The following is a 22,782-nucleotide window of genomic DNA, read 5'->3' on the forward strand; positions in this document are numbered from 1 at the left end:
CGAATCAAGGAGCACCCATGCCCACCAAGTCCGTCGTCGTCGGCTCCGCCATCGGCCTCCACGCCCGACCCGCCGCGATCATCGCCGAAGCTGCTGGTGAGCTCGGCTCCGAGGTGACCATCAACGGGGTCGACGCCAGCTCCTCGTTGATGATCATGACCCTGGGCGCCGGCAACGGCGACACGGTCGAGGTCGCAGGTGACGACCCGGCAGCCGTCGACGCGATCGCCGCGCTGGTCGAGCAGGACCTCGACGCCTGAGCCGGTGACTCAGTCGCGCTGGAGCAGGTAGCCCACTCGAACCTTGAGCGCCTGCTCCAGCTCGCCGAGCACGTCGGAGAAGAACTCACGACGATAGGTCTCGTCCGTGACCGCGAAGACGGCGAAGTAGAGCCCGCTGAACGCTGCGAGGAACGTGGAGACCTGCACCAGCTCCTGGCTGATCGGCCTGATGCCCCAGGGATAGGTCAACTGGCCCTCGATCCACTTCTCCAGGACCAGCTCGTCCATGGCGACGGCTCCGAAGACGATGAAGAACCCGAAGACGGCCAGCGCCAGCAGCAGCACCTGGAGTGCCTGGGTGATCAGCAGCACCAGCACGAGGTTGGCCCGCTGCAGACCGCCGACGTCGGCGCGATCACCGAGCTCCTCACGGCCGACCTCGTCGTCGAGGCGATCGACCTCCTCCAGCAGCCGCACGACCAAGAACCCGATCGCCATGACGGCGAACAGCATGACGGCGGCCCACAGGAGCCCGCCGTCCAGGGCGGACGCCACCATCCAGACCTCGGTGTTGATGAAGAGGAACGTGATGAACAACAGCAGCATCGGCAGGGCCCGGGTGGCGAGCGGGAAGAGCAGCCGCAGGCTCGACAGGGTGCGTCGCAGGGCCCAGCGTGCGATCAGCCACACGCTCAGGGCACGACCCGCATAGAGGCCGGCCACCAGCAGCAGGACGCTGACGCCGACAGCGATGCCCGACGACACCCCGTTGTTCCTGCCCTCCGTGCTGGCGTGCTCCCACCAGCCGACGCCCACCCCCGCGGGGACCGCGACGAGCAGGCCGACCGCGGCGACGAGCACCAGGCGCCCGCGGGCCAGTCGTCGGCGTACCTGCTCACGGATGGACTCGACGAAGTAGGGCAGCCCGTGCGCGCGGAACCACGTCTCGGCGTCCGCGGCCGTGCTCGGCAGGGGCCGGGTCACGCCAGGATCTCGCGCGCGCGGCGCACGTCGTCGTGCATGGTCTCGACCAGGGCCTCGATGCCCTCGAACTTCACCATGCCGCGCAGGCGCTCGACAAAGGTGACCTCGACCTCGACGCCGTAGAGGTCGAGGTCGTCGCGGTCCAGGACGTAGGACTCCACCCGGCGCGCCCGCTCACCGTCGAACGTCGGGTTGGTGCCGACCGAGATCGCGGCGGGGAACGTCTCCCCCGTGTCGAGGCGGGTCAGCCGCCCCGCATAGACCCCGTCCTCGGGCACTGCCGCGCTGGCCGGTGCCGGGACGTTGGCGGTCGGATAGCCAAGCTCGCGGCCCCGTTGGTCACCCTTGACGACGACCCCGCGGAGCGAGAAGTGGCGCCCCAGCGCGTCGGCAGCGCCGGCCACGTCGCCGACGGCGAGTCGCCCCCTGATGTAGGTCGAGCTCCACACCTCGGGCCCGCCGTCCAGGGCGATCCCCTCCACCACGAAGCCTCGCTCGGCTCCCACCTCGCGCAGCAGCGGCACGTCCCCGGCCGCCCGGTTGCCGAAACGGAAGTTGGCTCCCACCACCACGGCGCGTGCGCCCAGCGCGTCGACGATGACCCGATCGATGAAGTCCTGGGGCGACCAGGACGCGATCTCGAGGTCGAACCTCATCACGAGCACGGCGTCGACGCCGGCCTCCTCGAGCAGGCGGGCGCGCGCGGCCATGTCGGTCAGGGCCGGCGGAGCGTGCTCGGGCCGGAGCACCGCGATCGGGTGCGGGTCGAACGTCACCACCACGACGGTCTCCACCCCCACGGCCGCCGCCGTCTCCCGCGCCTGGGACAGCACGTGCCGGTGTCCGAGGTGGACGCCGTCGAAGTTGCCGATCGTGACGACCGTCGGGCCGAGGTCGGCCGGCACGTCGTCCAAGGAGGCCCAGGTCTGCACGGGCGAAGCGTACTCAGGCGGCTGCGTGGACGACGCAACACCGGGCCCACCTGGCGGTGGCGGGCCCGGTGTGCGAGCTCGTGGCCTACTTGAGCTTGATCGTGCGGACCATGCCCATGAACGCGTGTGGCATCCCGCCCATGCTGGCGTCGGGCCAGAAGCACAGCATCGCGTAGTTGCCCCGGGGCAGCTTGTACTCGAAGGAGACCGTCTGGCCGGGATCGATCACGGCCGAGTCGACCGTGTGTCGGAAGTCGACCGGCGGCCGACCCTCCTCTGTCTGCAGGAACATCTTGACCTGCTTGAGCGTGGCGCCCTTGCGCATCTTCGCCAGGATCACGAAGTGGTTCTCGCTGGCCCGGTTCTTGAAGGTCAGGATGCCCTTGTTCGAGATCGACTTGGGCTTGTTGGACCACTTCGTGGCCCGGACAGCCTTGATCGTGGCGGCGGCGGGCACGGCAGCGCCGGTCTCCTCACCGACCGCCGTGAAGCTGATCCACTTGTCGACGTCGGTCTTGGCCCGCGTGTCCAGCGCCACGTAGTCACCCGGCGCCAGGTCGACCCAGAACCGGGTCGGCTTGTCCGGGAGGCTGGCCACGCCACCGATGAACGTGGAGTTGGCCTCGAACCGCCTCAGGGCGCTCATCTTGCCGCCGTCGAGACCCTTCTTGACGTCCGCCTCGGCCTCTTCCTTGGTGTAGCCCTCGGCCAGCGTCATGACCTGGAAGCCGGACGGCTTGGCACTGGTGACGACGAACTCGTTGACCCCCGGCTGGACAGTGGCGGGCATCGTGATCATGCGCGTCGAGCTGATGCTGACGGCCACCGGCCCCGCGGCGGCACTGCTCGTCGAGGCCGCCTCGGCTGTGACCGCGGCGCCTCCAACGGACGCGACGAGTGCGGCGCTGGCGATGGCCGCGCCGATCCTGCTCTGTCTCATGTGTTCTCCCGTTGTGTGTGACGGGATGGTTCGCTCCACCCCATCTGGACACATTGCGCCTCACCACCGCTCCTGCCAACGGGTAGTTGAAAGTGGTCTAGACCCTTCAGCGCGGTCCGCCCGGCCCCAGCCAGGGTGTCGGCGCGGCCTCAGCCGACGAAGACGGCGACCGGGCGCGCACCGTCCGGGGTGCTGGCATAGAGCGCCAGGAACTCGCCGTCGGGGGCGAACAGGGCATGCTCGCCGGGACCGGGGAGCACCAGGTCGAGCCGGCGACCGAAGCGGACGTGGGACGACTGTTCCGAGTCGAGGTCGACCGACGGGAACGTCATCCGCGCAGCGTCGGCGATGTCGACGAGGGAGAGGTCATCGGCGTGCTGCTCGAGGGTGCGTGCAGTGTCGAGGTCGAACCCACCCACCGCCGTACGACGAAGTGCGGTGAGATGGCCGCCGACCCCCAGGGCGGCGCCGACGTCGCGCGCGATCGCGCGGATGTAGGTGCCGCTCGAGCACCGGACCGAGATGTCGACGTCGAGGAAGTCCCCCACGACCCGCTGGTCGAGGACCGCCAACGAGTGGATCCGGACCGGTCGTGGCTTGAGCTCGACCTGCTCGCCGTCGCGCACGCGCTGGTAGGCACGCTTGCCGTCCACCTTGATGGCGGAGACTGCCGTCGGCACCTGCATGATGTCGCCGACCTGCTCGGCGAACCCGGCCTCCACCACCCCGGGCTGGTGATGTGACGCCGGCGTCGTGGCGATGACCTCGCCCTCCGCGTCGTCGGTGGTCGTGGAGACGCCGAGCCGCACGGTGGCGTCGTAGCCCTTCTCGGTCAGCATCAGGTGGCCGAGAAGGCGCGTGGCGCGGTTGATGCCCAGGACCAGCACCCCGGTCGCCATCGGGTCGAGGGTGCCGGCATGGCCGACCTTGCGGGTGCCGGCGATGCGGCGAACACGTGCGACGACGTCGTGCGAGGTCATCCCGGCGGCCTTGTCGACGACGACGAGGCCGGCGCGGTCAGTCATCGTCGAGGTCGTCCTCGTCACGGTCGCCCTGCTCGTCGTCCAGGTCCTCGTCGACGACCTCGCGGGGCTTCTTGTAGGGGTCGGGCTCGCCGGCATAGGTCTCGCCCCGCAGGGCAGCCACGGCCTCGTCCTGTGCCTTGGCGCGGGCGAGCACCTCTTCGAGGGCGCGTGCGCTCTCCGGCAGGGCGTCGGGGATGAAGGTCAGGGACGGGACGATGCGCATCCCCAGCTGCTTGGCGACCTCGGAGCGGATCACGCCCTTGGCCGACTCGAGCGCGGCGGCGGAGCTCTCGCGCTCCTCCTCGCCCCCGAGCACGGTGTAGAAGATCGAGGCCTGCTGGCTGTCGCCGGTCACCCGGACGTCGGTGATGGTGACGAAGCCCAGGCGCGGGTCCTTGATCCGTCGCTCGAGCATCTCGGCGACGATCACATGGATCCGGTCGGCGATCTTGCGGACGCGGGGGTTGGTCATGGGTCCACTCTTTCAAACAGCCCTGCATTTGTTCCCCCGCTCGTGCGGGGGATCGCCTTGATGAGTGTCGCAACACTCGAGAAGTGTCGGCTCCCCCGCACAGGCGGGGGAACCGACACTCGTGAATCGATCAGCTCCGGGCGATCTCGCGCATCTCGAAGGACTCGACGATGTCGCCGACCTTGATGTCCTGGAAGTTCTTGAGCACGAGACCGCACTCGAAGCCTTCCCGGACCTCGGACGCGTCGTCCTTCTCGCGGCGCAGCGAGGACAGGTCGATGTTGTCAGCCACCACAGCACCGTCGCGCAGCACGCGAACCTTGGCGTTGCGGCGGATGAGTCCACCGATGACCATGCAGCCCGCGATGTTGCCGGCCTTGGACGAGCGGAAGATCTCGCGGATCTCCGCCTGACCCAGGGTCGACTCCTCGTAGACCGGCTTGAGCATGCCCTTGAGGGCCGCCTCGATCTCCTCGATGGCCTGGTAGATGATCGAGTAGTAGCGAATCTCGACACCTTCCTTGTCTGCCATCTGGCCCGCCTTGCCCTGCGGCCGGACGTTGAAGCCGATGATGATGGCGTCGGAGGCAGCCGCCAGGTCGACGTTGGTCTCGGTGATCGCACCGACACCGCGGTCGATGACGCGCAGCGAGACTTCCTCGCCCACGTCGATCTTGGCGAGCGCGTCCTCGAGCGCCTCGACCGAACCGGACACGTCGCCCTTGAGGATGAGGTTGAGCTCCTGGCTCTCGCCCTTCTCCATGGAGGCCATGAAGTCCTCGAGGCTGCGACGCACGCGACGCTTGGCCTGCATGGCCGCACGCTCGCGCGCCTCACGCTTCTCGGCGATCTGGCGAGCCATCCGGTCGTCCTCGACGACGATGAAGTTCTGGCCCGCGCCAGGCACCGCCGAGAGACCGAGCACCATCGCGGGACGCGACGGGTCTGCCTCGGTGATGTCGTTGCCGTGCTCGTCGAGCATGGCCCGGACGCGACCGTGAGCCGGACCGGCCACGATCGAGTCGCCGACCCGCAGGGTTCCGCGCTGGACCAGCACCGTTGCGACGGGGCCGCGGCCACGGTCGAGGTGTGCTTCGACCACGAGCCCCTGGGCGTCCTGGTTGGGGTTGGCTCGCAGGTCGAGCGAGGCGTCCGCGGTCAGGACGACGGCCTCGAGCAGCTTGTCGAGGTTGAGCCCCGCCTTGGCCGAGACGTCGACGAACATCGCGTCGCCGCCGTACTCCTCGGGGATGAGGCCGTACTCGGTCAGCTGGCCGCGGACCTTGGTGGAGTCGGCGTCGGGCTTGTCGATCTTGTTGACCGCCACCACGACCGGCACGCCGGCAGCCTTGGCGTGGTTGAGCGCCTCGACCGTCTGCGGCATGACACCGTCGTCGGCCGCGACCACCAGGATCGCGATGTCGGTGGCCTGGGCACCACGGGCACGCATGGCGGTGAACGCCTCGTGACCGGGGGTGTCGATCAGGGTGATGCGACGGTCGGTGCCGTCGACCTCGGTGTGGACCTGGTAGGCACCGATGTGCTGGGTGATGCCACCGGCTTCCTTGTCCACGACGTTGGCGTTGCGCAGCGCGTCGAGGAGCTTGGTCTTTCCGTGGTCGACGTGACCCATGACGGTGACGACAGGAGGACGTACGACGAGGTCACCCTCGTCGCCCTCGTCGGCACCGAACTCGAGGTCGAACGTCTCGAGCAGCTCACGGTCCTCGTCCTCGGGCGAGACGATCTGCACGACGTAGTTGAGCTCCTCACCGATGAGCTCGAACGTCTCGTCACCGACGGACTGGGTCGCGGTGACCATCTCGCCGAGCGAGAAGAGCATCTGCACCAACGCGGCTGCGTCGACGTTGATCTTCTCGGCGAAGTCGGTCAGCGAGGCGCCGCGCGCCAGGCGAACGGTCTCGCCGTTGCCCTTGCGGACGCGCATGCCGCCGATCGTCGGGGCCTCCATGGCCTCGAACTCCTGGCGACGGGCGCGCTTGCTCTTGCGACCACGACGCGAGGGGCCGCCGGGGCGACCGAAGGCACCCTGGGTCTGGCCACGCTGGCCGGGACGCTGGCCGGGACGGCCGCTGGCCGGCGGGCCGAACCCACCCGGACGACCGGGAGCACCACCGGGTGCGCCGCCGGGACCACCGCGACCGGGAGCACCGCGACCGGGAGCACCGCCGGGACCACCGCGACCCGGAGCACCGCCGGGACCACCGCGACCGGGGCCACCACCGGGGCCGCCGCGACCACCCGCGCCGCCGCCGAAGGCAGCAGGCGACTTGGGCATCATGGCGGGGTTGGGACGAGGCATGCCCGGACGTGCCGGCGCGCCGCCCTCGCGGGCAGCCGGCGGCCGTGGCGGGCGCTGCTCGCCAGCGGCGGCAGCAGCAGCGGCGGGGTCCTCGGAACCGGAGGGGGGCGCCGGTCGACGACCCATCCCCTGGCTGGACGCGAACGGGTTGTTGCCCGGACGCGGGGCGCCGGGACGAGCAGCCGGGCGAGGTGCGGGCGACGGGGGCTTGGGCGTCCCCGCGGCCGGGGCCTCCGGCTCGGGCGCGGTCGGCGGCTCGGGTGCGGCCGGGGGCTCCTGCGCCGCGGGCGCCACCTCGGCGGGGGTCTCGACGGCGGGCGCCTCGGCGACGGGGGCTGGCTCGTCGACGGACTTGGCGGCAGCCCGCGGGCCGGGCTTGGGGCCAGGCTTGCCAGAAGCCGGCTTGGCGGCCTCGGCAGGCGCCTCGGCAGCGGGGGCGGCCGCCGAGGCGGACTTCAGCTCCTCGCCGTACTGCTTCTTGAACCGCATCTCGACGGGAGGCTCGACGGTCGACGAAGCCGACTTGACGAACTCACCCATCTCCTTGAGCTTCTCGAGAACGAACTTGCTCTCGACGCCGAACTCCTTGGCGAGTTCATGGACTCGGGTCTTTGCCACGTGAAAACTACGCTCCTTCTGGTTCCGTCAGCCCAGAAGGAGGGCGAACGGAGACGCTATTGGTGGTGCAAACTCATCGGAAAGTACTCATCGAGTGCTCATGAGCCGCGTGCTCCAGCTTCTGGTCGATGTTGCTTGGTCTGTTGCGCTGCTTGTCTTGTCTTGTCAGTCGAGCGAGTCGAGGTAGTCCCGCACCGGTGCGCTGGCCAGGGCCTCCGTGAGCCGCAAGGCCCGGGAGAACGCCCGCCGGCGAACCGCGAGGTCATAACACTCAGATGCGGGGTGCAGGTGCGCCCCACGACCCGGTGCCGTGCCGCGTGGATCGGGGCACACAGCCGGCTGGCCATGGGCGTCCGAGCCGACGACGACTCGCAACAACTCGCTCTTGATGGCCCTGTTGCGACAACCGACACACGTGCGTATGGGCACATGGGTCGGAATGACGATCGAGGAATCCACCACCGAGAACTCTATCCCGACAGCGCCCGATTCCCCGAATGCCCTGCAGAAGGGGGGTTTCAGTCCTCGCTGGGGGCTTCGTCGGACCGGATGTCGATTCGCCAACCCGTGAGCCGAGCCGCGAGCCGGGCGTTCTGCCCTTCCTTGCCGATCGCCAGGGAGAGCTGGTAGTCGGGGACGACCACCCGGCAGGACCTGGTGGCCAGGTCGACGATCTCCACGGCACTCACCCGGGCCGGCGACAGGGCGTGGGCGACGAGCTCGGCCGGGTCCTCGGACCAGTCGACGATGTCGATCTTCTCGCCGTTGAGCTCGGCCATGACGTTGCGGACGCGCTGACCCATCGGCCCGATGCAGGCGCCCTTGGGGTTGACGCCCTGCACCGAGGTGTGGACCGCGATCTTGCTGCGGTGTCCGGCCTCGCGAGCGATGGCCGCGATCTCGACCGTGCCGTCGGCGATCTCGGGGACCTCGAGGGCGAACAGCTTCTTGACCAGGGTGGGGTGGCTGCGCGAGAGCGTGATCTGCGGGCCACGCATGCCCTTGCGGACCGAGATCACCAGGCACTTGATGCGCTCACCGTGCTTGTATTCCTCGCCCGGCACCCGCTCCCCTAGGGGCAGGATCGCTTCGAGCTTGCCGAGGTCGACCATCACGTCGTCAGGGTTGCGGCCCTGCTGGATGATCCCCGAGATGATGTCGCCCTCCTTGCCGGAGAACTCGCCGAAGCGGATGTCGTCCTCGGCGTCACGCAGGCGCTGCAGCATGATCTGCTTGGCCGTCGTCGCAGCGATCCGGCCGAAGCCGTCAGGCGTGTCCTCGTACTCCTCGCTCGCGGTGCCGTCCTCGTCGACGTCCCGGGCCATCACCGTGACGTGACCCGACTTGCGGTCGAGCTCGACGCGCGCGTGCGGGCTGGCGCCGGGCGTCTTGTGATAGGCGGTGAGCAGGGCCTGCTCGATCGCCTCCACCAGGACCGCGAAGGAGATCTCCTTCTCACGTTCCAGCATCCTCAGGATGCTCAGGTCGATGTCCATCAGACGTCCTCGCTGTCGTTGCGCTTCTTGCGGTTGAACTCGATCTGCACGGTCGCCCGGGCGATGTCGGCATAGGGCACCTCACGCGAGGTCTCGTCCACCTCGAGGGTGACTGCGTCCTCGATCGAGGACAGGATCCGCCCCACGACCTCGCCGCCCTCGACCAAGGTGGCCTTGACGAGACGGTCGGCATTGCGGCGCCAGTGGCGCGGGAGGGTGAGCGGTCGATCGACACCACGGGAGGTGACCTCGAGGGTGTAGGGCAGCTCGCCCATGACGTCGGACTCGTCGAGGACCCGCGAGACCTCCCGGGTCGCGTCGGCGACGTCGTCGAGGGTCACTCCACCGTCCTTGTCGACGGCGACGCGGAGCACACGGCGCTTCCCTGCGGGGGTCACCTCGACGGCTTCGACGTCGAGTCCCATGACGTTCAAGGGGCCGGCGATCTCCGCCTCGATGCGATCCCTGGTGGCGTCCTGCTTGGCGCTGCTCACGGGTGCGACCTCCTTGTGCTGTTGTTTGGACCACGATAGCCGCACCGCGATGGCGGGCTGACCCCCAGCCACTAGGGTCGCGGTCGTGCTCCCCCCGCGACTCACCCTCCCTCGGCGTCATGCGATGGCAGCGGTCGTCGTCGGGTCCTTGGCGCTCGGGGCGTGCGAGTCGGACCGGGGCCTGCGGCCGCCCGTCGAGAGCCCCACGACCGCGCCCTTGCCGGACGCCGAGGTCGTCACGTCGGCCCGCGAGTCCATCCTGCTCATGGTGGCAACGCTGGAGCGAGCCGGCGCCGAGCATCCGGGGCTGGCCGTCCAGATCGGCCCCTGGCTGGAGATGCACGCGGCCCACCTCGCGGTCCTGGGAGCGGACGGCAGCGACGATGGTGTCGTGGCGCCTGTCCCCCCGGCCAAGGCAGCCGCCGCGCGCCGGCGCGTGCTGGCCGCTGAGCGTCGCCTGGCCGCCGACCTGGGCGACGCGGCCGGCAGAGCCAGCAGCGGAGACCTCGCCCGTGCGCTCGCGAGCATGTCGGCTGCCGTGCACCAGCGGGTGGTGGCATGACCACGCTGGCTTCCCTGCAGGCCACGCTCGCCGGCGAGCACGCCGCGATCTTCGCGTATGGCGACGCAGGCGCCCACACGTCGCAGTCAGCCCAACCCGAGCTGTTCGCCACGATCTCCCTGCTCTATCGGACCCACCGCGCCAGGCGCGACCAGCTGCGCCTGCTCATCTCGGACCGCGGTGCGACCCCGGTCGCGGCCGAGGCGTTCTATGACCTGCCCGATCCGCTGGCCGGGGCGGATGCCGTGCGCCGTCAGGCGCTGCGCACCGAGCAGATGTGTGCCCAGACCTATGCCGCCCTGGTGGCCAACACCGCGGGCAGCGAGCGGGGCTGGGCCATCGTGGCGCTCACCGAGGCCGCCCAGGCGCGCGTGCTGCTGGGCGGCAGGCCCGAGCTCTTCCCGGGGGCACCTGAACTAGGTCGCTAGCCCGGCGCACCGATGAGGAAATGGAGAACGGTCCGCATCAACACCACATGAGGAAGGCCCGAGATCTCCCCCTGTGATGATGGTGCGGACCGTTCGGCGGGGCTGGTCAGCATCACCCGAGTGGCCACCAAGTGTGGGGTGGTGGGCACGTGCATGATTGTGCAGTACGAGACCGGCCCGGCTCTAGGGCATGGCTGCTGCGTGTTTGTGCGCTGCGAAAACCTGCAAAAGTGCTCAGCCGCGTAGGGTCCGCACGACGTGGCCTGCGGCCTCGGCCACGGGGACCTCGACCCGCTCGTCGCTGGCGCGGTCTCGCACCTCGACCGTCCCCTCGGCGAGTCCCCGACCCACGGTCACGATCGTCGGCACGCCGATGAGCTCCGCGTCCTTGAACTTCACCCCGGGCGAGACCTTTCCGGCCCGGTCGTCGTAGAGCACGTCGATGCCTTGCCCGGACAGCTCCTCGGCCAACGCAGACGCTGCCTCGAAGATCGCCGGGTCCTTGCCGGCAGCGACGATGTGGACGTCGACAGGCGCCACCTCGCGGGGCCAGGCGAGGCCCAGGTCGTCGAGGGTGCCCTCCGCGATGGCTGCCACCGCACGCGAGGGTCCGATGCCGTAGGAGCCCATCGTGACGGTGACGAGCTTGCCGTTCTCGTCGAGCACCTTGAGGTCGAGCGCCTCCGCATACTTGCGACCGAGCTGGAAGATGTGGCCCATCTCGATGCCACGCGCCGTCTCGAGGACACCGTCGTCACAGCTGGGGCACGCGTCGCCGGCCCAGACCTCGGCCGCCTCGATCGTGCCGTCGGGGGTGAAGTCGCGACCCGCCACGAGATCGATCACGTGGGAGCCGGACACGTCGGCACCGGTCACCCAGCGGGTGCCGGCGACCACGCGGGGGTCGACGAGGTAGCGGATGCCGGACCCGCCACGAGTCTCGGAACCCTCGCCGAGGACCCCGGGACCGATGTAGCCCTTCACGAGTGCCGGGTGCTTGGCGATCTCCTGCTCGTCCATCGCCTCGACCTCGATCGGCTCCAGCTGGCCCTCGAGCCGCTTCTGGTCGACCTCGCGATCGCCGGGGATGCCGATGGCCAGCGGCTCGCGGGTGCCGTCGGGGTGCCTGAGCACCACCATCACGTTCTTCAGCGTGTCCCCGGCGTGCCACGGGCGGTCCTGGCGGGGGAACTCGGCGTTGAGGTGGTCGACCAGCGAGGCGATGGTGGGCGTGTCAGGCGTCTCCTCGACGTGCGCGGGCGGCGCATCGGCATACGTCTGCTCGAGGTCCTCAGGGATCTCAGGCGTACGGACGGTGACCGCCTCGACGTTGGCGGCGTAGTCGCAGCTCGTGCAGCGGACGTAGGTGTCCTCGCCGACCTCGGCGGTGGCCAGGAACTCCTCCGACCCCGAGCCACCCATGGCGCCGGACGTGGCCTTGACGATGACGTAGTCGAACCCGAGCTTGTCGAAGATCCGGATGTAGGCGTCGCGGTGGGCGGCATAGGACGCCTCGAGGCCGGCGTCGTCGATGTCGAAGGAGTAGGAGTCCTTCATGACGAACTCGCGCCCCCGCAGGAGTCCCGCGCGGGGCGGGCCTCGTCGCGATACTTCGTCTGGATCTGATAGATGGACAGCGGCAGGTCCTTGTAGGAGGAGTACAGGTCCTTCACCACCAGGGTGAACATCTCCTCGTGGGTGGGGCCGAGGAGGTAGTCGGCGCCCTTGCGGTCCTGCAGGCGGAAGATGTTGTCGCCGTACTCGGTCCAGCGGTTGGTCGCCTCGTAGGGCTCACGGGGCAGCAGCGCCGGGAACGACAGCTCCTGCGCGCCGATGGCGTCCATCTCGTCGCGGATGATCTGCTCGATCTTGCGCAGCACCCGCAGCCCCAGCGGCAACCAGGTGTAGAGCCCCGGCGAGACGCGGCGGATGTAGCCCGCCCGCACCAGCAGCCGGTGGCTCTGGACCTCCGCGTCGTTGGGGTCGTCACGCAGCGTGCGCACGAAGAGGGAGGACATCCGCAAGATCATTGGCACAGGATAGGGGCGACCAGCGGTCGGCCATGACCGGGTTTGTTGCCGTCCCGCCGACAACCGGCTGGCTGCGTGAGTCGTCTGACATGGTGGAAGACCATCGAACGGCCCCGACACCAGGAGAAGACCATGCGCTCCGCGCTCCGCCCGCTCGTCGTGGCAACCACCGCACTGGCGGCGGCTGCCCTCCACCTGCCTGTCGCGGCTTCAGCGCCCACCGAGCTCCAACCCGAGGACCTCCCCCGCGGGGCGGACATCCGAGGCGCCCACATCGAGGACGGCGACCTCGTCGTCGGCGAGCGCCGCGTGGACGTCGGTGGCGAGTTCGCCCACCTCCTCGGCCGGTCCGGACGGTCCTGGATGGTCGGCACCAGCGACGCGGACGGTCAAGGGGGCCGGCGGATCGTACGGGTCCGACCCGACGACTCGATCAAGGTCGTCAAGCGCGGCGTCTCCCTCTTCGAGTCCGTGCTCTCCGCCAACGGCCGGTTCGTCGTGGTGCCGGGTCGCGGCACCGAGCGGGCGCTGCCGGTCCGGGTCTTCTCCGCAGCCACCGGCCGCCTGCGCTCCGAGCGCGACTTCCCCCATTACCCCGAGATCATGGCCATGGACGGGCGCCGGGTGATCCTCTCTTCCTGGGAGACCGGCGTGCAGTCGTGGAACATCCGGACGAACACGCTGAGCGTCATCACCCGCAAGCCCGCCAACCTCCTCGACGTCCGCAACGACCTGCTCGCGGTCTACACCAAGGACCCCTATCGCGGCGGCTGCGTGCGGCTGGGCCGGCTGAGCTCGCCGCGGACCACGCTGTGGAAGTCGTGCACCGAACGATTGACGAGCATCTCACCAGGCGGCACGCGGATGGCGACGATCGACCTCCTCGCCGACGGGCTCGGCCCGGGCCGGGTCTGGGAGCGAGAGGTCGACGGCACCCTCCTGAACCACTACGCGACCAACTGGTTCGGCGCGATCGGCTTCGAGAGCAACACAGCACTGCTGCTGGAGGTCAACGGCGACACGTTGTCCTCGACGGTCCGGTGCAGCGGGGGCTCGTGCGCCAACGCGACGGACCCCGAACCGGTGCAGATGCCGCGGCTCAGCCCCTCGCGGCGCGCAGGGCTGAGCGGATCAGTGGCACCTGCAGCGGGAGCCTGGCGAACGCAGCGGCCTTGAGCCCGGTCTTGCGGCTCGACCGGAGGTCCGAGGCCATCTTCAGGTTGGCCGGATAGACAGCCAGGAGCAGTGCGGCGCTCGCCCAGCCCGCGGCCACCCGCGTGCGGGGGTGCAGCAGCGCGGCAGCGCAGACGAGCTCGGCGACGCCGCTGGCCCAGATGACCTCCCGGTGGGCGGGCACGACGTCGGGCATCAGCGGCTCGTAGACCTCCGGCTTCACGAGGTGGATGACGCCCGAGACGGCGAAGATGCCCGAGAGCGCGGAGATGTCCTTGGTGAGCGGCGGCGTCATGCGGGCGAGACTAGTGGGGCGCTCAGAACATCAAGGTGGCGAACCGGGCGGTCTCGGTGAAGCCGACCCGCTCGTAGGCTGCCCGCGCCGGGAGGTTCCACTCGTTGACGTAGAGAGACACCGTGGGCGCGATCCGGTCGCGGACCAGGTCGACCACTGCCGCCATACCTGACACGGCGAGACCCTCGCCGCGGCGGTCCGGGTCGACGAAGACCCCTTGCACCTGCGCGGCGTACGGCGTCGCGCAGGCCACCTCCGCCTTGAACACCACCCGGCCCGTCTCGTCGAAGCGGGCGAACGACCAGCCGCGCGCCATCAGCTGCTGGACCCGCGCCCGGTAGTGGTCCCGGCCACCCGAGGACTCCGGGGAGACACCGACCTCCTCGGTGTACATCGCCACGCACGCGGGATAGACCGCCGAGAGGTCGGCAGGTCGGGTCACCCGCACCTCGGGATCGGGAGCGACCGCGGGCTCGGTGTCGATCTGCAGGTGCGGCTGGCGCCACCTGGCCTCGCGCGGGCTCGGCCACCGACCACCGACCTCGTCCCACAGCGCCGCCACGACCGAGTGCTCGCCGAGGATCGTCGCCGTCGCCCGGACCCGGTCCAGGGCCCGCTCACCGAACCGCCACACGTCGTCGGGAGTGCACTGAACGGGCACCAGGTTGGCCCCCATGTGGCAGGCAGCGACGAGCTCGACGCCCTCGAAGCGCCCCCAGACCTCCCCGCCCAGCCAACGCGGGTCGAGATTGGTGACGCGCGCGCGGTAGTCGACGAACACGTTCACGACCGGGTCCTGGGCCGTCAGCGCGAGGAACGCCTCGCGATCGTCGGGGCCCAGCAGCCGCACGACGTCCCGGCTCGGCCTCACCCGGCCGAGACTAGGGCATGGGACCGAAGGGCCGTCGTCAGCTGACGCTGACGGTCGCCTCGGAGCCGTCGACGGGCTCCATGCCCTCGGCCAGGCGCATGGCCTCCTCGATCAGGGTCTCCACGATCTTCGACTCGGGGACGGTCTTGATGACCTCACCCTTGACGAAGATCTGGCCCTTGCCGTTGCCCGAGGCGACGCCGAGATCGGCCTCACGGGCCTCCCCGGGGCCGTTGACGACGCAACCCATCACCGCGACGCGCAGGGGCACCTCGAGCCCGTCCAGGCCGGCGGTGACCTCCTCGGCGAGCTTGTAGACGTCGACCTGGGCGCGACCACAGGAGGGACACGACACGATCTCGAGGCGGCGGGGCTTGAGGTTGAGCGACTCGAGGATCTGCAGGCCGACCTTGACCTCCTCGACCGGTGGCGCGCTCAGCGAGACGCGGATGGTGTCGCCGATCCCCTGGCTGAGCAGGTGGCCGAAGGCGACGCTCGACTTGATCGTGCCCTGGAAGGCAGGACCCGCCTCGGTGACGCCGAGGTGGAGGGGCCAGTCGCCGGCGGCGGCCAGCAGCTCGTAGGCACGCACCATCACGACCGGGTCGTTGTGCTTGACCGAGATCTTGAAGTCTGAGAATCCGTGCTCCTCGAACAGCGAGGCCTCCCACACCGCGGACTCGACCAGCGCCTCGGGCGTGGCCTTGCCGTACTTGTCCAGGATCCGCTTGTCGAGCGAGCCGGCGTTGACGCCGATCCGGATGGAGGTGCCACGGTCCTTCGCGGCCCGCGCGATCTCCTTGACCTGGTCGTCGAACTTGCGGATGTTGCCGGGGTTGACCCGCACGGCCGCGCAGCCGGCGTCGATCGCGGCGAAGACGTACTTGGGCTGGAAGTGGATGTCGGCGATGACCGGGATCTGCGAGTGCTGCGCGATCTCGGCCAGCGCGTCGGCATCGTCCTGGCTGGGGCACGCGACGCGCACGATGTCGCAACCCGTCGCGGTCAGCTCGGCGATCTGCTGGAGCGTGGCGTTGACGTCGGACGTCAGCGTCGTGGTCATCGACTGGACCGAGATGGGGCTCTCGCTGCCGACCCCGACGGAGCCGACCTTGATCTGGCGGGTCGGCCTGCGGGGCGAGAGGACCGGTGGGGGAAGAGCGGGCATGCCCAGCCCGATGGCGGAGCCGACAGACGTCATGACGCCAGCCTACTGGGGGCTTGTTGCGCCCTGGTCAGCTCGTCAGGTGCACAGGGACGACGAGGTCGCCGATGATGAGGACGACACCCATCACGAGCATGGCCAGGCCCATGACGTAGGCCACCGGCAGCAGCTTGGCGACGTCGGCGTAGCCCGGGTCCGGGTGGCCGCGCAGTCGCGCCCAGCCGCGGCGGACGGCTTCGTAGAGCGCGCCCGCGATGTGGCCCCCGTCGAGCGGGAGCAGCGGGAGGAAGTTGAACAACCCGATGAAGAGGTTGAAGCCGGCGATCAGCATCACCAACGACGTCACCTTGTCCCCGAGCACGATCTCCTCGTGGGCAGCGACCTCGCCGGCGAGGCGGCCCCCGCCGACCACGCTGACGGGGCCCTCGCGGTCACGCTCCTCGAGGCCGACGATGGCCCGCGCGACGCCGTACACCTTCACCGGCAGCTCGGCCAGCGACTTGACGACGTCGACCGTCATCGTGCCCATCTGCTGGGCGGTGAAGATCGGTCCGCCGGTCTCGTAGATGGGGGTCTGCACCGGCAGGACGCCCAGGAACCCGACAGGGGTCAGCTCCTCGGAGTCACCGTCGATCGGGCGCGGCTGCACCTGCGTCGTGGCCTCGAGCGTGAGCCTGCTGCCGTCGCGGTCGACCACGATCGTGGCCGTGCCGTTGTCGTTGGCCCGGATCGCCGCCTGGACCTGCTCCCAGCTGGTGATCTGCTCGCCGTTGAAGGACACGAACCGGTCGCCGGGCTGGAGTCCGGCCGCAGCCGCGGGAGTCGGGTGGTCGCGCAACTCCTCGGCGGTGCACGCCCGGTCGTCCTCGTCAGCGGGGACGATGCAGGGCACGACCTCGGCGACGACGGTCTCGGTCTTGGCGTCGACGAGCACGCCGACGGTGGCGAAGACGCCCCAGAAGAGGAAGAAGGCGATGGCGATGTTGACCATCGGCCCGCCGGCCATGACAACGACCTTCTGCCACCACTTGCGCTTGTAGAAGAGGCGGTCGCGGTCCTCGGGGCCGATGTGCTCCCACTCAGCCGCCCGGGCATCGCTGATCAGCTGGGTGAACATGCCGGTGTTGGACTGTCGGATCCGTGACTCGTCGCCGTCGGCGCCGTGTCCGGGCGGGAGCATCCCGACGATCTTGACGTAGCCACCGAGGGGGATCGCCTTGACGCCGTACTCGGTCTCGCCGATCTTCTTGCTCCACAGGGTGGGCCCGAAGCCGACGAACCACTGGGTGACCTTGCCGCCGAACTTCTTGGCCGGGATCAGGTGGCCGAACTCGTGCAGACCGATCGAGGCCATGATCGCGACCGCGAAGATGACCACGCCGAGCGTGTAGTAAAGCGCGGTCACAGGGGGTCTCCGATGCAGCGGACGGCCTCCTCGCGAGCCCAGGTGTCCGCGGCGAGGATGTCGTCGATCGTCAGTTGCTGCTTCGAGGGTACGTCGTGGCGCGCAACCACGGTGGAGATCGTGGGCACGATGTCGACGAAACGCAGCCGACCGGCCATGAACGCCTCGACGCAGACCTCGTTGGCGGCGTTGTAGACCGCCGGCGCGGTGGCGCCCTGCTCCCCGCCCGCCGCGCCAGCGCGACCGCCGGGAACGCCTCGTCGTCGAGCGGGAAGAACTCCCACGTCTCGGGGCGGCTCCAGTCGACCGCAGGCGCTGCATCGGGCACCCGGTCGGGCCAGGCCAGGCCGAGCGCGATCGGGATCATCATCGTGGGCGGGCTGGCCTGCACGAGTGTGGACCCGTCGACGAACTCCACCATCGAGTGCACCACGCTCGTCGGGTGCACCACCACCTCGATCCGGTCGAACGGCAGGTCGAAGAGGAGGTGGGCCTCGATCACCTCGAGCCCCTTGTTGACCAGCGTCGCCGAGTTGATGGTGATCACCGGGCCCATCGCCCAGGTGGGGTGCTCGAGCGCCTGCTCGAGCGTGACGTCGACCAGCTCCTCACGGGTGCGACCGCGGAAAGGCCCCCCGCTCGCGGTGAGCACCAGTCGGCGTACTTCGTCGGGCGAGCCGCCGCGCAGGCACTGTGCGACCGCGGAGTGCTCGGAGTCGACCGGCACGATCTGGCCCGGCCGGGCGCGCTCGGTCACCAGCGGGCCGCCCATGATCAGCGACTCCTTGTTGGCCAGCGCCAAGGTGTTGCCGGCGTCGAGCGCGGCCAGGGTGGGACGAAGGCCGACCGCTCCGGTGATCCCGTTGAGGACCACGTCGCAGGCCATGCCCGCGGCGTCCGTGGACGCCTGCTCCCCGAGGCCGCTGAACGCCGGCGCGAACTCGGCGACCTGGGCGTCGAAGAGCTCCTGGTTGGAGCCGCCCGCCGTCAGCGCGACGACGCGGAAGCGGTCGGGGTTGGCGCGCACCAGGTCGAGGGCCTGGGTGCCGATGGAGCCGGTGGAGCCGAGGATGACGATGTCCCTCATCTACCCGCCCCCGGAGCGTCGAACGACCACAGCCTGAGCCCACCGACGTCGACCTGCGTAGCACCCGCCGGCGGCACGGAGCCCTCGTCCCCCGGCGCGCCGAGGGCAGCCAGGACACTGAGGCGCTGCCCGTCGGCCACCGCGAGCGTGGCGGAGGCGTCCACCTCTGCACAGGGGGCCGGGTCGGTCCGACCGGCCCGCATCACGGTCGCCCAGGACAGCTCGGCGGAGTCGTCGAGGGTGATGAGCGGGGTGTCGCCGAGGTCGAGGCTCCCGAGCGTCGGGAGCACCACGACCAGCGGCCGCACGTCCGCCACGACCCGCGCGACGTCGTCGGCCGACGTGTCGGCATACGTCCTGACGGCCCCCAGCCTGGCGACGGCCAGGCTGACGACCACGTCCTCGAACCGCGGCAGCCGACCCACGACCACCGCTGCTCCTGCTCCCACCCCGAAGGCGCGCAGCACGCCCGAGAACGCCCCCGCCTCCTCCAGGAGTTTGGCGAAGGTCCATGACCGGTCGTCGATGCGCAGCGCGACCTCCTCGGCGCGTCCGCGGACGACGTGCCGGTCGAGGGCGTTGAAGCAGGCGTTGAGGGTGCCCGCGTCGTCGGCGTCCCTGCTGCCGGGCTTGCGGAACCAGTCGATCGTCATGCCAGGCCGTTGTCGGCCGTCTTGGCAGGCTTGGTCGGGGTGCGCAGCCAGGCGGTGAAGAAGCTCGTGAGGTCCTGTCCGCTGACCTGGGCGGCGAGCGCCTCGAACTCCTCCGAGGTCGCGTTGCCGCCGGCCTTGGTCTCGAGCCAGGTGCGGATCAGCAGCCAGAACTTCTCGTCGCCGATCCGGTTGCGCAACGCCTGCAGCGTCATGCCGCCACGGTCATAGACCGCGTGGTCGAAGATGTCGTCGGCACCGGGGTCGGCGATCCGGAGCTTCCAGAAGTCGGCGCCGGCGCCGATCGAGTCATAGACGGACTGGAGGGTCCGGGCTGCGCTCTGCCCGCCGTACTGCTCTGCGTAGCGCCACTCCATGAAGGTCGCCGCGCCCTCGTTGAGCCAGATGTCACGCCAGCGGGCGACCGCGACGTCGTCACCGAACCACTGGTGCGCGATCTCGTGGACCACGAGGCTCACCGCGTTGGGTCCGACGGCCGGGTAGGTCGGGCGGGTCTGGTTCTCGAGGGCGAAGTAGACCGGCAGCCCCGTCGTGAGACCTCCCGTCACCGAGAACGGATAGGGACCGAGGTCACGGCTCAGCCGCCGGGTCACTCGCGGCGTCTTGCGCATCAACCTCAGCGCCGCGTCGTGGGCACTGGCGGGCAGCCGCTGCGAGACCGCGTTGATCCACGGGAGGCCGTTGTTGCGCCCCTGGCGGATAGTGAAGTCGCCGGCGGCGAAGAAGGCGAGGTATGGCGCCATCGGCTCGGCAGCACGCCAGCGCCACGTCGTGGTCCGCTTCCGCTCCTTCTTGCCCACCAGCTTGCCGTTGCCGATCACCTCGCGACCCTTGGCGACCGTGGTCTGGACGTCGAAGGTGGCCTTGTCGCTGGGGTGGTCGTTGGCCGGGAACCACCACGGCGCCATGTGCGGCTCGTTCATCGTCACCACCTCGCGGCGGTCGGCCAGCCAGTTCTCCTCCCCCGCGTAGCGCTTGGAGTTGGGGCGGCCGGCGTAGGTGACCTTGACCGTGTGGCTCGTCCCGGCTGCGAGCGCCACGGCCGGCGTGATCGTCAGCTCGTGCCGGGTCTGGTCGAAGTCGGCCGGGGCACCGTCGACGCGGACCTTCGAGACGCGGAGCAGGAAGTCGAGGTTGAAGCTGGTGAGGTCGGCCGTGGCTCGCAGGGTCAGCGACGTGCGGCCGCGCAGCGCCATCCGGCGCAGGTCGTAGGTGTTGGCGATGCGATAGGACGAGACGTCGATCCCGCCGTTGCCGTCGAGCGGCCAGTAGGGATCACCGATGCCCGCCGCGCCTGGTGCGGGGGCGTCCGCCTCCTCGGCGATGGCGTGGCCCCCGGCGGCGATCAGCGGGAGGGCCAGTGCGGCGGCGGCAAGTCGGGAGAGGCGTCGTGACATCACCCTCGCAACCTACCGTCGCGCGGATAACCAGTTGCCGACTCCGGGTGCACAGCCGCACCATGGGCGCCGGAGCCCGCGCGCCCGCGCACCGGATGAGAGGAGCCGTGACATGACGACGACTGTCCTCGGCCTGTCCCCAGACCGTCCCTCTCACTCCTGGAGCACCCTTGTCCCACCCGCCGTCCCACCCGGTCCCGGGGGCCGCTGACGCGCTCGACCCATCGTTCGTCGTCGACTTCCGCGCCTATGACGAGGACCTCGCCGACAACCAGCGCTGGTCCACCTGGCCAGACATCCAACCCCTGATGCGCGGCCCTCGGCCCTGGCCCGACTGGCTCGTCACCTCCCAGGGCGCCGTCGACACCGAGCTCGGAATCCTCAAGACCGGCAAGGAGGCCGACGTCTTCCTCGTCGAGCGCGCCGACCCACTCGATCCGGACACCTCGGTGGTGATGGCGGCCAAGCGCTATCGCGACACCGACCACCGCACCTTCCACCGGGCCGCCAGCTACACCGAGGGCCGCTCGGTCAAACGGTCGCGCGACCAACGAGCCCTCAAGCGCAGGTCCACCTGGGGCCGGTTGGTCGCCGCGGGCGAGTGGGCGGCGTCGGAGTGGTCGGCGCTCGGGCGATGCCACGAGCTCGGGCTACCGATCCCCTACCCCGTCCAGATCAACGGCACCGAGATCCTGATGGAGTGGATCAGCCACCCGGTGGACGGCGAGCCGGAGACCGCGCCCCGGCTGGCGCAGACCCGGCCGGCGCCGGGGCTGCTCGCGTCCTACTACGAGCAGCTGCGCGACGCGCTCGCCACGATGGTGCAGGCCGGGCTGGTCCACGGCGACCTGTCGCCATACAACGTGCTCGCCGCAGGCGACCGCCTCGTCATCATCGACCTGCCGCAGGTCGTCGACCTGACGGGGAACCCCCAGGGCCTCGACTTCCTGCTGCGCGACTGCACCAACGTGTGCACGTGGTTCCGTGCGCGCGGCCTCGAAGTGGACGAGCAGGACCTCTTCGGGGAGCTGATGTCACACGCGTTCTAGTCGCCCGTCCTAGAGTCGCCGCGTGAGACACACCCACGGACGCGTCGTCGACGTCACCACGCTGGACGAGCTCGACACCCGGCTCGCCGCCGGCACCCGCTCACTGGCCGGGTGGCGGGTGACGGGTGTCGACCTGACCGATCGGTCAGCGGCGCTGGCGGCCGTCGACGTGGGCGAGTCGCTCTTCCTCGGGTGCACCTTCGCGCCGGGGGCCGAGGAGGGCGTACGGCGACGGGGTGCCGTGGTCGTCCCCCAGCTGCCCGGAGTGCCGCTCGACACCCACCGCAGCGCGCTCTATGCGCCCCGGGATCTCTACGACACCCCTGACTACGGCTCGTCGCTCGACGCCCGGGCCTATGCCTGGTCCCAACAACCCCCGGACCAGGACGATGCCCTCGCCGCAGCCCTGCACGACCACTCGATCGATCTCGCGCTCGCCTCGTGGCGAGCCGGACGCTCGATCCTGGGAGTGATGGGTGGGCACGCCCTGGCACGCGGGTCCGACGGCTATGCCGAGGCAGCACGCCTCGGTCATGCCCTGGGGACGCGGGTCACCGTCGCCACCGGCGGCGGACCGGGCGCGATGGAGGCCGCCAACCTCGGTGCCTTCCTGTCCGCCTCCCCCACCTCTGTGCTCGACTCGGCGCTGGGCTCCCTGGCCGGCGTGCCGTCCTTCACCCCGGACATCGAGTCATGGGTCGGCGCTGCCTTCGAGGTGATCGAGAGGCACGGCCCGGGCGTGGAGTCCCTCGGCATCCCGACCTGGCACTACGGGCACGAGCCACCCAACCCGTTCGCCACGTCGATCGCGAAGTATCTGCGCAACGCGACGCGCGAGGCGATCCTGCTCGAGGTCTGCAACGCGGGGATCGTGTTCCTGCCGGGTGCCGGTGGGACGGTGCAGGAGATCTTCCAGGACGCGTGCGAGAACTACTACGCCGACGAGTCCTCGCTCGCCCCGATGGTGCTGGTCGGCGTGGAGCACTGGACCAGGACCCTTCCCGCATGGCCCCTGCTGACGGCGCTGGCCGCCGGGCGGGCGATGGAGCCGCACATCCACCTCGTCGACACGGTCGACGAGGCCGTAGCGCTGTTGGCGTCGTGATCCTCGATCGGGCGTGGGCCGAAGCCGTCGTCGGACACG

At 70.0% G+C, this 22,782-nt stretch carries 21 protein-coding genes and 2 pseudogenes; 6 read left to right on the top strand and 17 right to left on the bottom strand.

Features of this window, described 5'->3' with window-relative positions:
- Positions 1 to 17 precede the first annotated feature (17 nt).
- Entirely contained in the window at positions 18 to 260 is a 243-nt protein-coding gene (locus G7071_RS17310) for an HPr family phosphocarrier protein (protein WP_166320619.1), read from the top strand.
- A gap of 9 nt (positions 261 to 269) precedes the next feature.
- On the opposite strand, the gene G7071_RS17315 is transcribed toward G7071_RS17310, so the two are convergent.
- The 9 genes from G7071_RS17315 to rimP all read right to left on the bottom strand — a co-directional run bounded on the left by G7071_RS17315 (position 270) and on the right by rimP (position 9,505).
- Positions 270 to 1,205 (bottom strand): hypothetical protein, encoded by a 936-nt coding sequence (locus tag G7071_RS17315; RefSeq protein ID WP_166320620.1) that lies wholly within the window; start codon positions 1,203 to 1,205, stop codon positions 270 to 272.
- A complete protein-coding gene (locus G7071_RS17320; RefSeq protein WP_166320621.1) occupies positions 1,202 to 2,137 on the bottom strand; it encodes a bifunctional riboflavin kinase/FAD synthetase in 936 nt (311 codons plus the stop codon). The genes G7071_RS17315 and G7071_RS17320 overlap by 4 nt, the downstream gene beginning before the upstream one ends.
- Positions 2,138 to 2,222: 85 nt before the next feature.
- Positions 2,223 to 3,077 (bottom strand): hypothetical protein, encoded by an 855-nt coding sequence (locus tag G7071_RS17325; protein ID WP_166320622.1) that lies wholly within the window; start codon positions 3,075 to 3,077, stop codon positions 2,223 to 2,225.
- A gap of 149 nt (positions 3,078 to 3,226) precedes the next feature.
- The gene (truB, locus tag G7071_RS17330; RefSeq protein ID WP_166320623.1) at positions 3,227 to 4,102 is read right to left on the bottom strand and encodes a tRNA pseudouridine(55) synthase TruB; all 876 of its coding nucleotides are present in this window, start codon (positions 4,100 to 4,102) and stop codon (positions 3,227 to 3,229) included.
- Positions 4,095 to 4,574 (bottom strand): 30S ribosome-binding factor RbfA, encoded by a 480-nt coding sequence (gene rbfA, locus G7071_RS17335; RefSeq protein WP_166320624.1) that lies wholly within the window; start codon positions 4,572 to 4,574, stop codon positions 4,095 to 4,097. The genes truB and rbfA overlap by 8 nt, the downstream gene beginning before the upstream one ends.
- A gap of 130 nt (positions 4,575 to 4,704) precedes the next feature.
- Complete coding sequence (gene infB / locus G7071_RS17340; RefSeq protein WP_166320625.1) at positions 4,705 to 7,515, bottom strand: translation initiation factor IF-2; 2,811 nt, start codon at positions 7,513 to 7,515, stop codon at positions 4,705 to 4,707.
- Between the two features lie 165 nt (positions 7,516 to 7,680).
- Entirely contained in the window at positions 7,681 to 7,977 is a 297-nt protein-coding gene (locus tag G7071_RS17345) for a YlxR family protein (RefSeq protein WP_215727629.1), read from the bottom strand.
- A 56-nt stretch (positions 7,978 to 8,033) separates the two neighbouring features.
- Positions 8,034 to 9,011: a transcription termination factor NusA gene (gene nusA, locus G7071_RS17350; RefSeq protein WP_166320626.1), complete on the bottom strand. Its 978-nt coding sequence runs from the start codon at positions 9,009 to 9,011 to the stop codon at positions 8,034 to 8,036.
- Positions 9,011 to 9,505 carry a ribosome maturation factor RimP gene (gene rimP, locus G7071_RS17355; RefSeq protein WP_166320627.1) on the bottom strand — a complete coding sequence of 165 codons (495 nt, stop codon included), beginning with the start codon at positions 9,503 to 9,505 and terminating at the stop codon, positions 9,011 to 9,013. The genes nusA and rimP overlap by 1 nt, the downstream gene beginning before the upstream one ends.
- Positions 9,506 to 9,590: 85 nt before the next feature.
- Between rimP and G7071_RS17360 the strand changes: the two genes are divergently transcribed.
- Both G7071_RS17360 and G7071_RS17365 read left to right on the top strand, forming a co-directional pair.
- Positions 9,591 to 10,067 carry a hypothetical protein gene (locus G7071_RS17360; RefSeq protein WP_166320628.1) on the top strand — a complete coding sequence of 159 codons (477 nt, stop codon included), beginning with the start codon at positions 9,591 to 9,593 and terminating at the stop codon, positions 10,065 to 10,067.
- Positions 10,064 to 10,495 (top strand): ferritin-like domain-containing protein, encoded by a 432-nt coding sequence (locus tag G7071_RS17365; protein ID WP_166320629.1) that lies wholly within the window; start codon positions 10,064 to 10,066, stop codon positions 10,493 to 10,495. The genes G7071_RS17360 and G7071_RS17365 overlap by 4 nt, the downstream gene beginning before the upstream one ends.
- A gap of 234 nt (positions 10,496 to 10,729) precedes the next feature.
- Here G7071_RS17365 and G7071_RS17370 read toward each other — a convergent pair.
- Positions 10,730 to 12,525 (bottom strand): annotated as a pseudogene (locus G7071_RS17370) (proline--tRNA ligase).
- Between the two features lie 75 nt (positions 12,526 to 12,600).
- Between G7071_RS17370 and G7071_RS17375 the strand changes: the two are divergent.
- Positions 12,601 to 13,701 carry a YncE family protein gene (locus tag G7071_RS17375; protein ID WP_166320630.1) on the top strand — a complete coding sequence of 367 codons (1,101 nt, stop codon included), beginning with the start codon at positions 12,601 to 12,603 and terminating at the stop codon, positions 13,699 to 13,701.
- Here the strand turns inward: G7071_RS17375 and G7071_RS17380 are convergent.
- The 7 genes and pseudogenes from G7071_RS17380 to G7071_RS17410 all read right to left on the bottom strand — a co-directional run bounded on the left by G7071_RS17380 (position 13,625) and on the right by G7071_RS17410 (position 20,589).
- The gene (locus G7071_RS17380) at positions 13,625 to 13,993 is read right to left on the bottom strand and encodes a DoxX family protein (RefSeq protein WP_166320631.1); all 369 of its coding nucleotides are present in this window, start codon (positions 13,991 to 13,993) and stop codon (positions 13,625 to 13,627) included. The two genes, G7071_RS17375 and G7071_RS17380, sit on opposite strands and share 77 nt — an antisense overlap.
- 22 nt (positions 13,994 to 14,015) lie before the next feature.
- The gene (locus G7071_RS17385; RefSeq protein ID WP_166320632.1) at positions 14,016 to 14,864 is read right to left on the bottom strand and encodes a GNAT family N-acetyltransferase; all 849 of its coding nucleotides are present in this window, start codon (positions 14,862 to 14,864) and stop codon (positions 14,016 to 14,018) included.
- A gap of 37 nt (positions 14,865 to 14,901) precedes the next feature.
- The gene (gene ispG, locus G7071_RS17390) at positions 14,902 to 16,065 is read right to left on the bottom strand and encodes a flavodoxin-dependent (E)-4-hydroxy-3-methylbut-2-enyl-diphosphate synthase (protein ID WP_166320633.1); all 1,164 of its coding nucleotides are present in this window, start codon (positions 16,063 to 16,065) and stop codon (positions 14,902 to 14,904) included.
- 34 nt (positions 16,066 to 16,099) lie between these two features.
- Positions 16,100 to 17,434: a M50 family metallopeptidase gene (locus G7071_RS17395; RefSeq protein ID WP_166320634.1), complete on the bottom strand. Its 1,335-nt coding sequence runs from the start codon at positions 17,432 to 17,434 to the stop codon at positions 16,100 to 16,102.
- Positions 17,431 to 18,521: pseudogene (locus G7071_RS17400) on the bottom strand (1-deoxy-D-xylulose-5-phosphate reductoisomerase). The gene G7071_RS17395 and the pseudogene G7071_RS17400 overlap by 4 nt, the downstream one beginning before the upstream one ends.
- Positions 18,518 to 19,174 (bottom strand): AMP-binding protein, encoded by a 657-nt coding sequence (locus G7071_RS17405; protein WP_166320635.1) that lies wholly within the window; start codon positions 19,172 to 19,174, stop codon positions 18,518 to 18,520. Before G7071_RS17405 ends, G7071_RS17400 begins: the two are co-directional and overlap by 4 nt.
- On the bottom strand, positions 19,171 to 20,589 hold the full coding sequence (locus G7071_RS17410; protein ID WP_246210667.1) for a M1 family metallopeptidase: 1,419 nt from the start codon (positions 20,587 to 20,589) through the stop codon (positions 19,171 to 19,173). The genes G7071_RS17405 and G7071_RS17410 overlap by 4 nt, the downstream gene beginning before the upstream one ends.
- A gap of 170 nt (positions 20,590 to 20,759) precedes the next feature.
- Between G7071_RS17410 and G7071_RS17415 the strand changes: the two genes are divergently transcribed.
- Positions 20,760 to 21,638, top strand: a complete 879-nt coding sequence (locus G7071_RS17415; RefSeq protein WP_166320637.1) for a serine protein kinase RIO — start codon at positions 20,760 to 20,762, stop codon at positions 21,636 to 21,638.
- A gap of 22 nt (positions 21,639 to 21,660) precedes the next feature.
- Positions 21,661 to 22,743 carry an LOG family protein gene (locus G7071_RS17420; protein WP_166320638.1) on the top strand — a complete coding sequence of 361 codons (1,083 nt, stop codon included), beginning with the start codon at positions 21,661 to 21,663 and terminating at the stop codon, positions 22,741 to 22,743.
- Positions 22,744 to 22,782: the final 39 nt, after the last annotated feature.

Source organism: Nocardioides piscis, from assembly GCF_011300215.1.
GTDB classification, from domain to species: domain Bacteria; phylum Actinomycetota; class Actinomycetes; order Propionibacteriales; family Nocardioidaceae; genus Nocardioides; species Nocardioides piscis.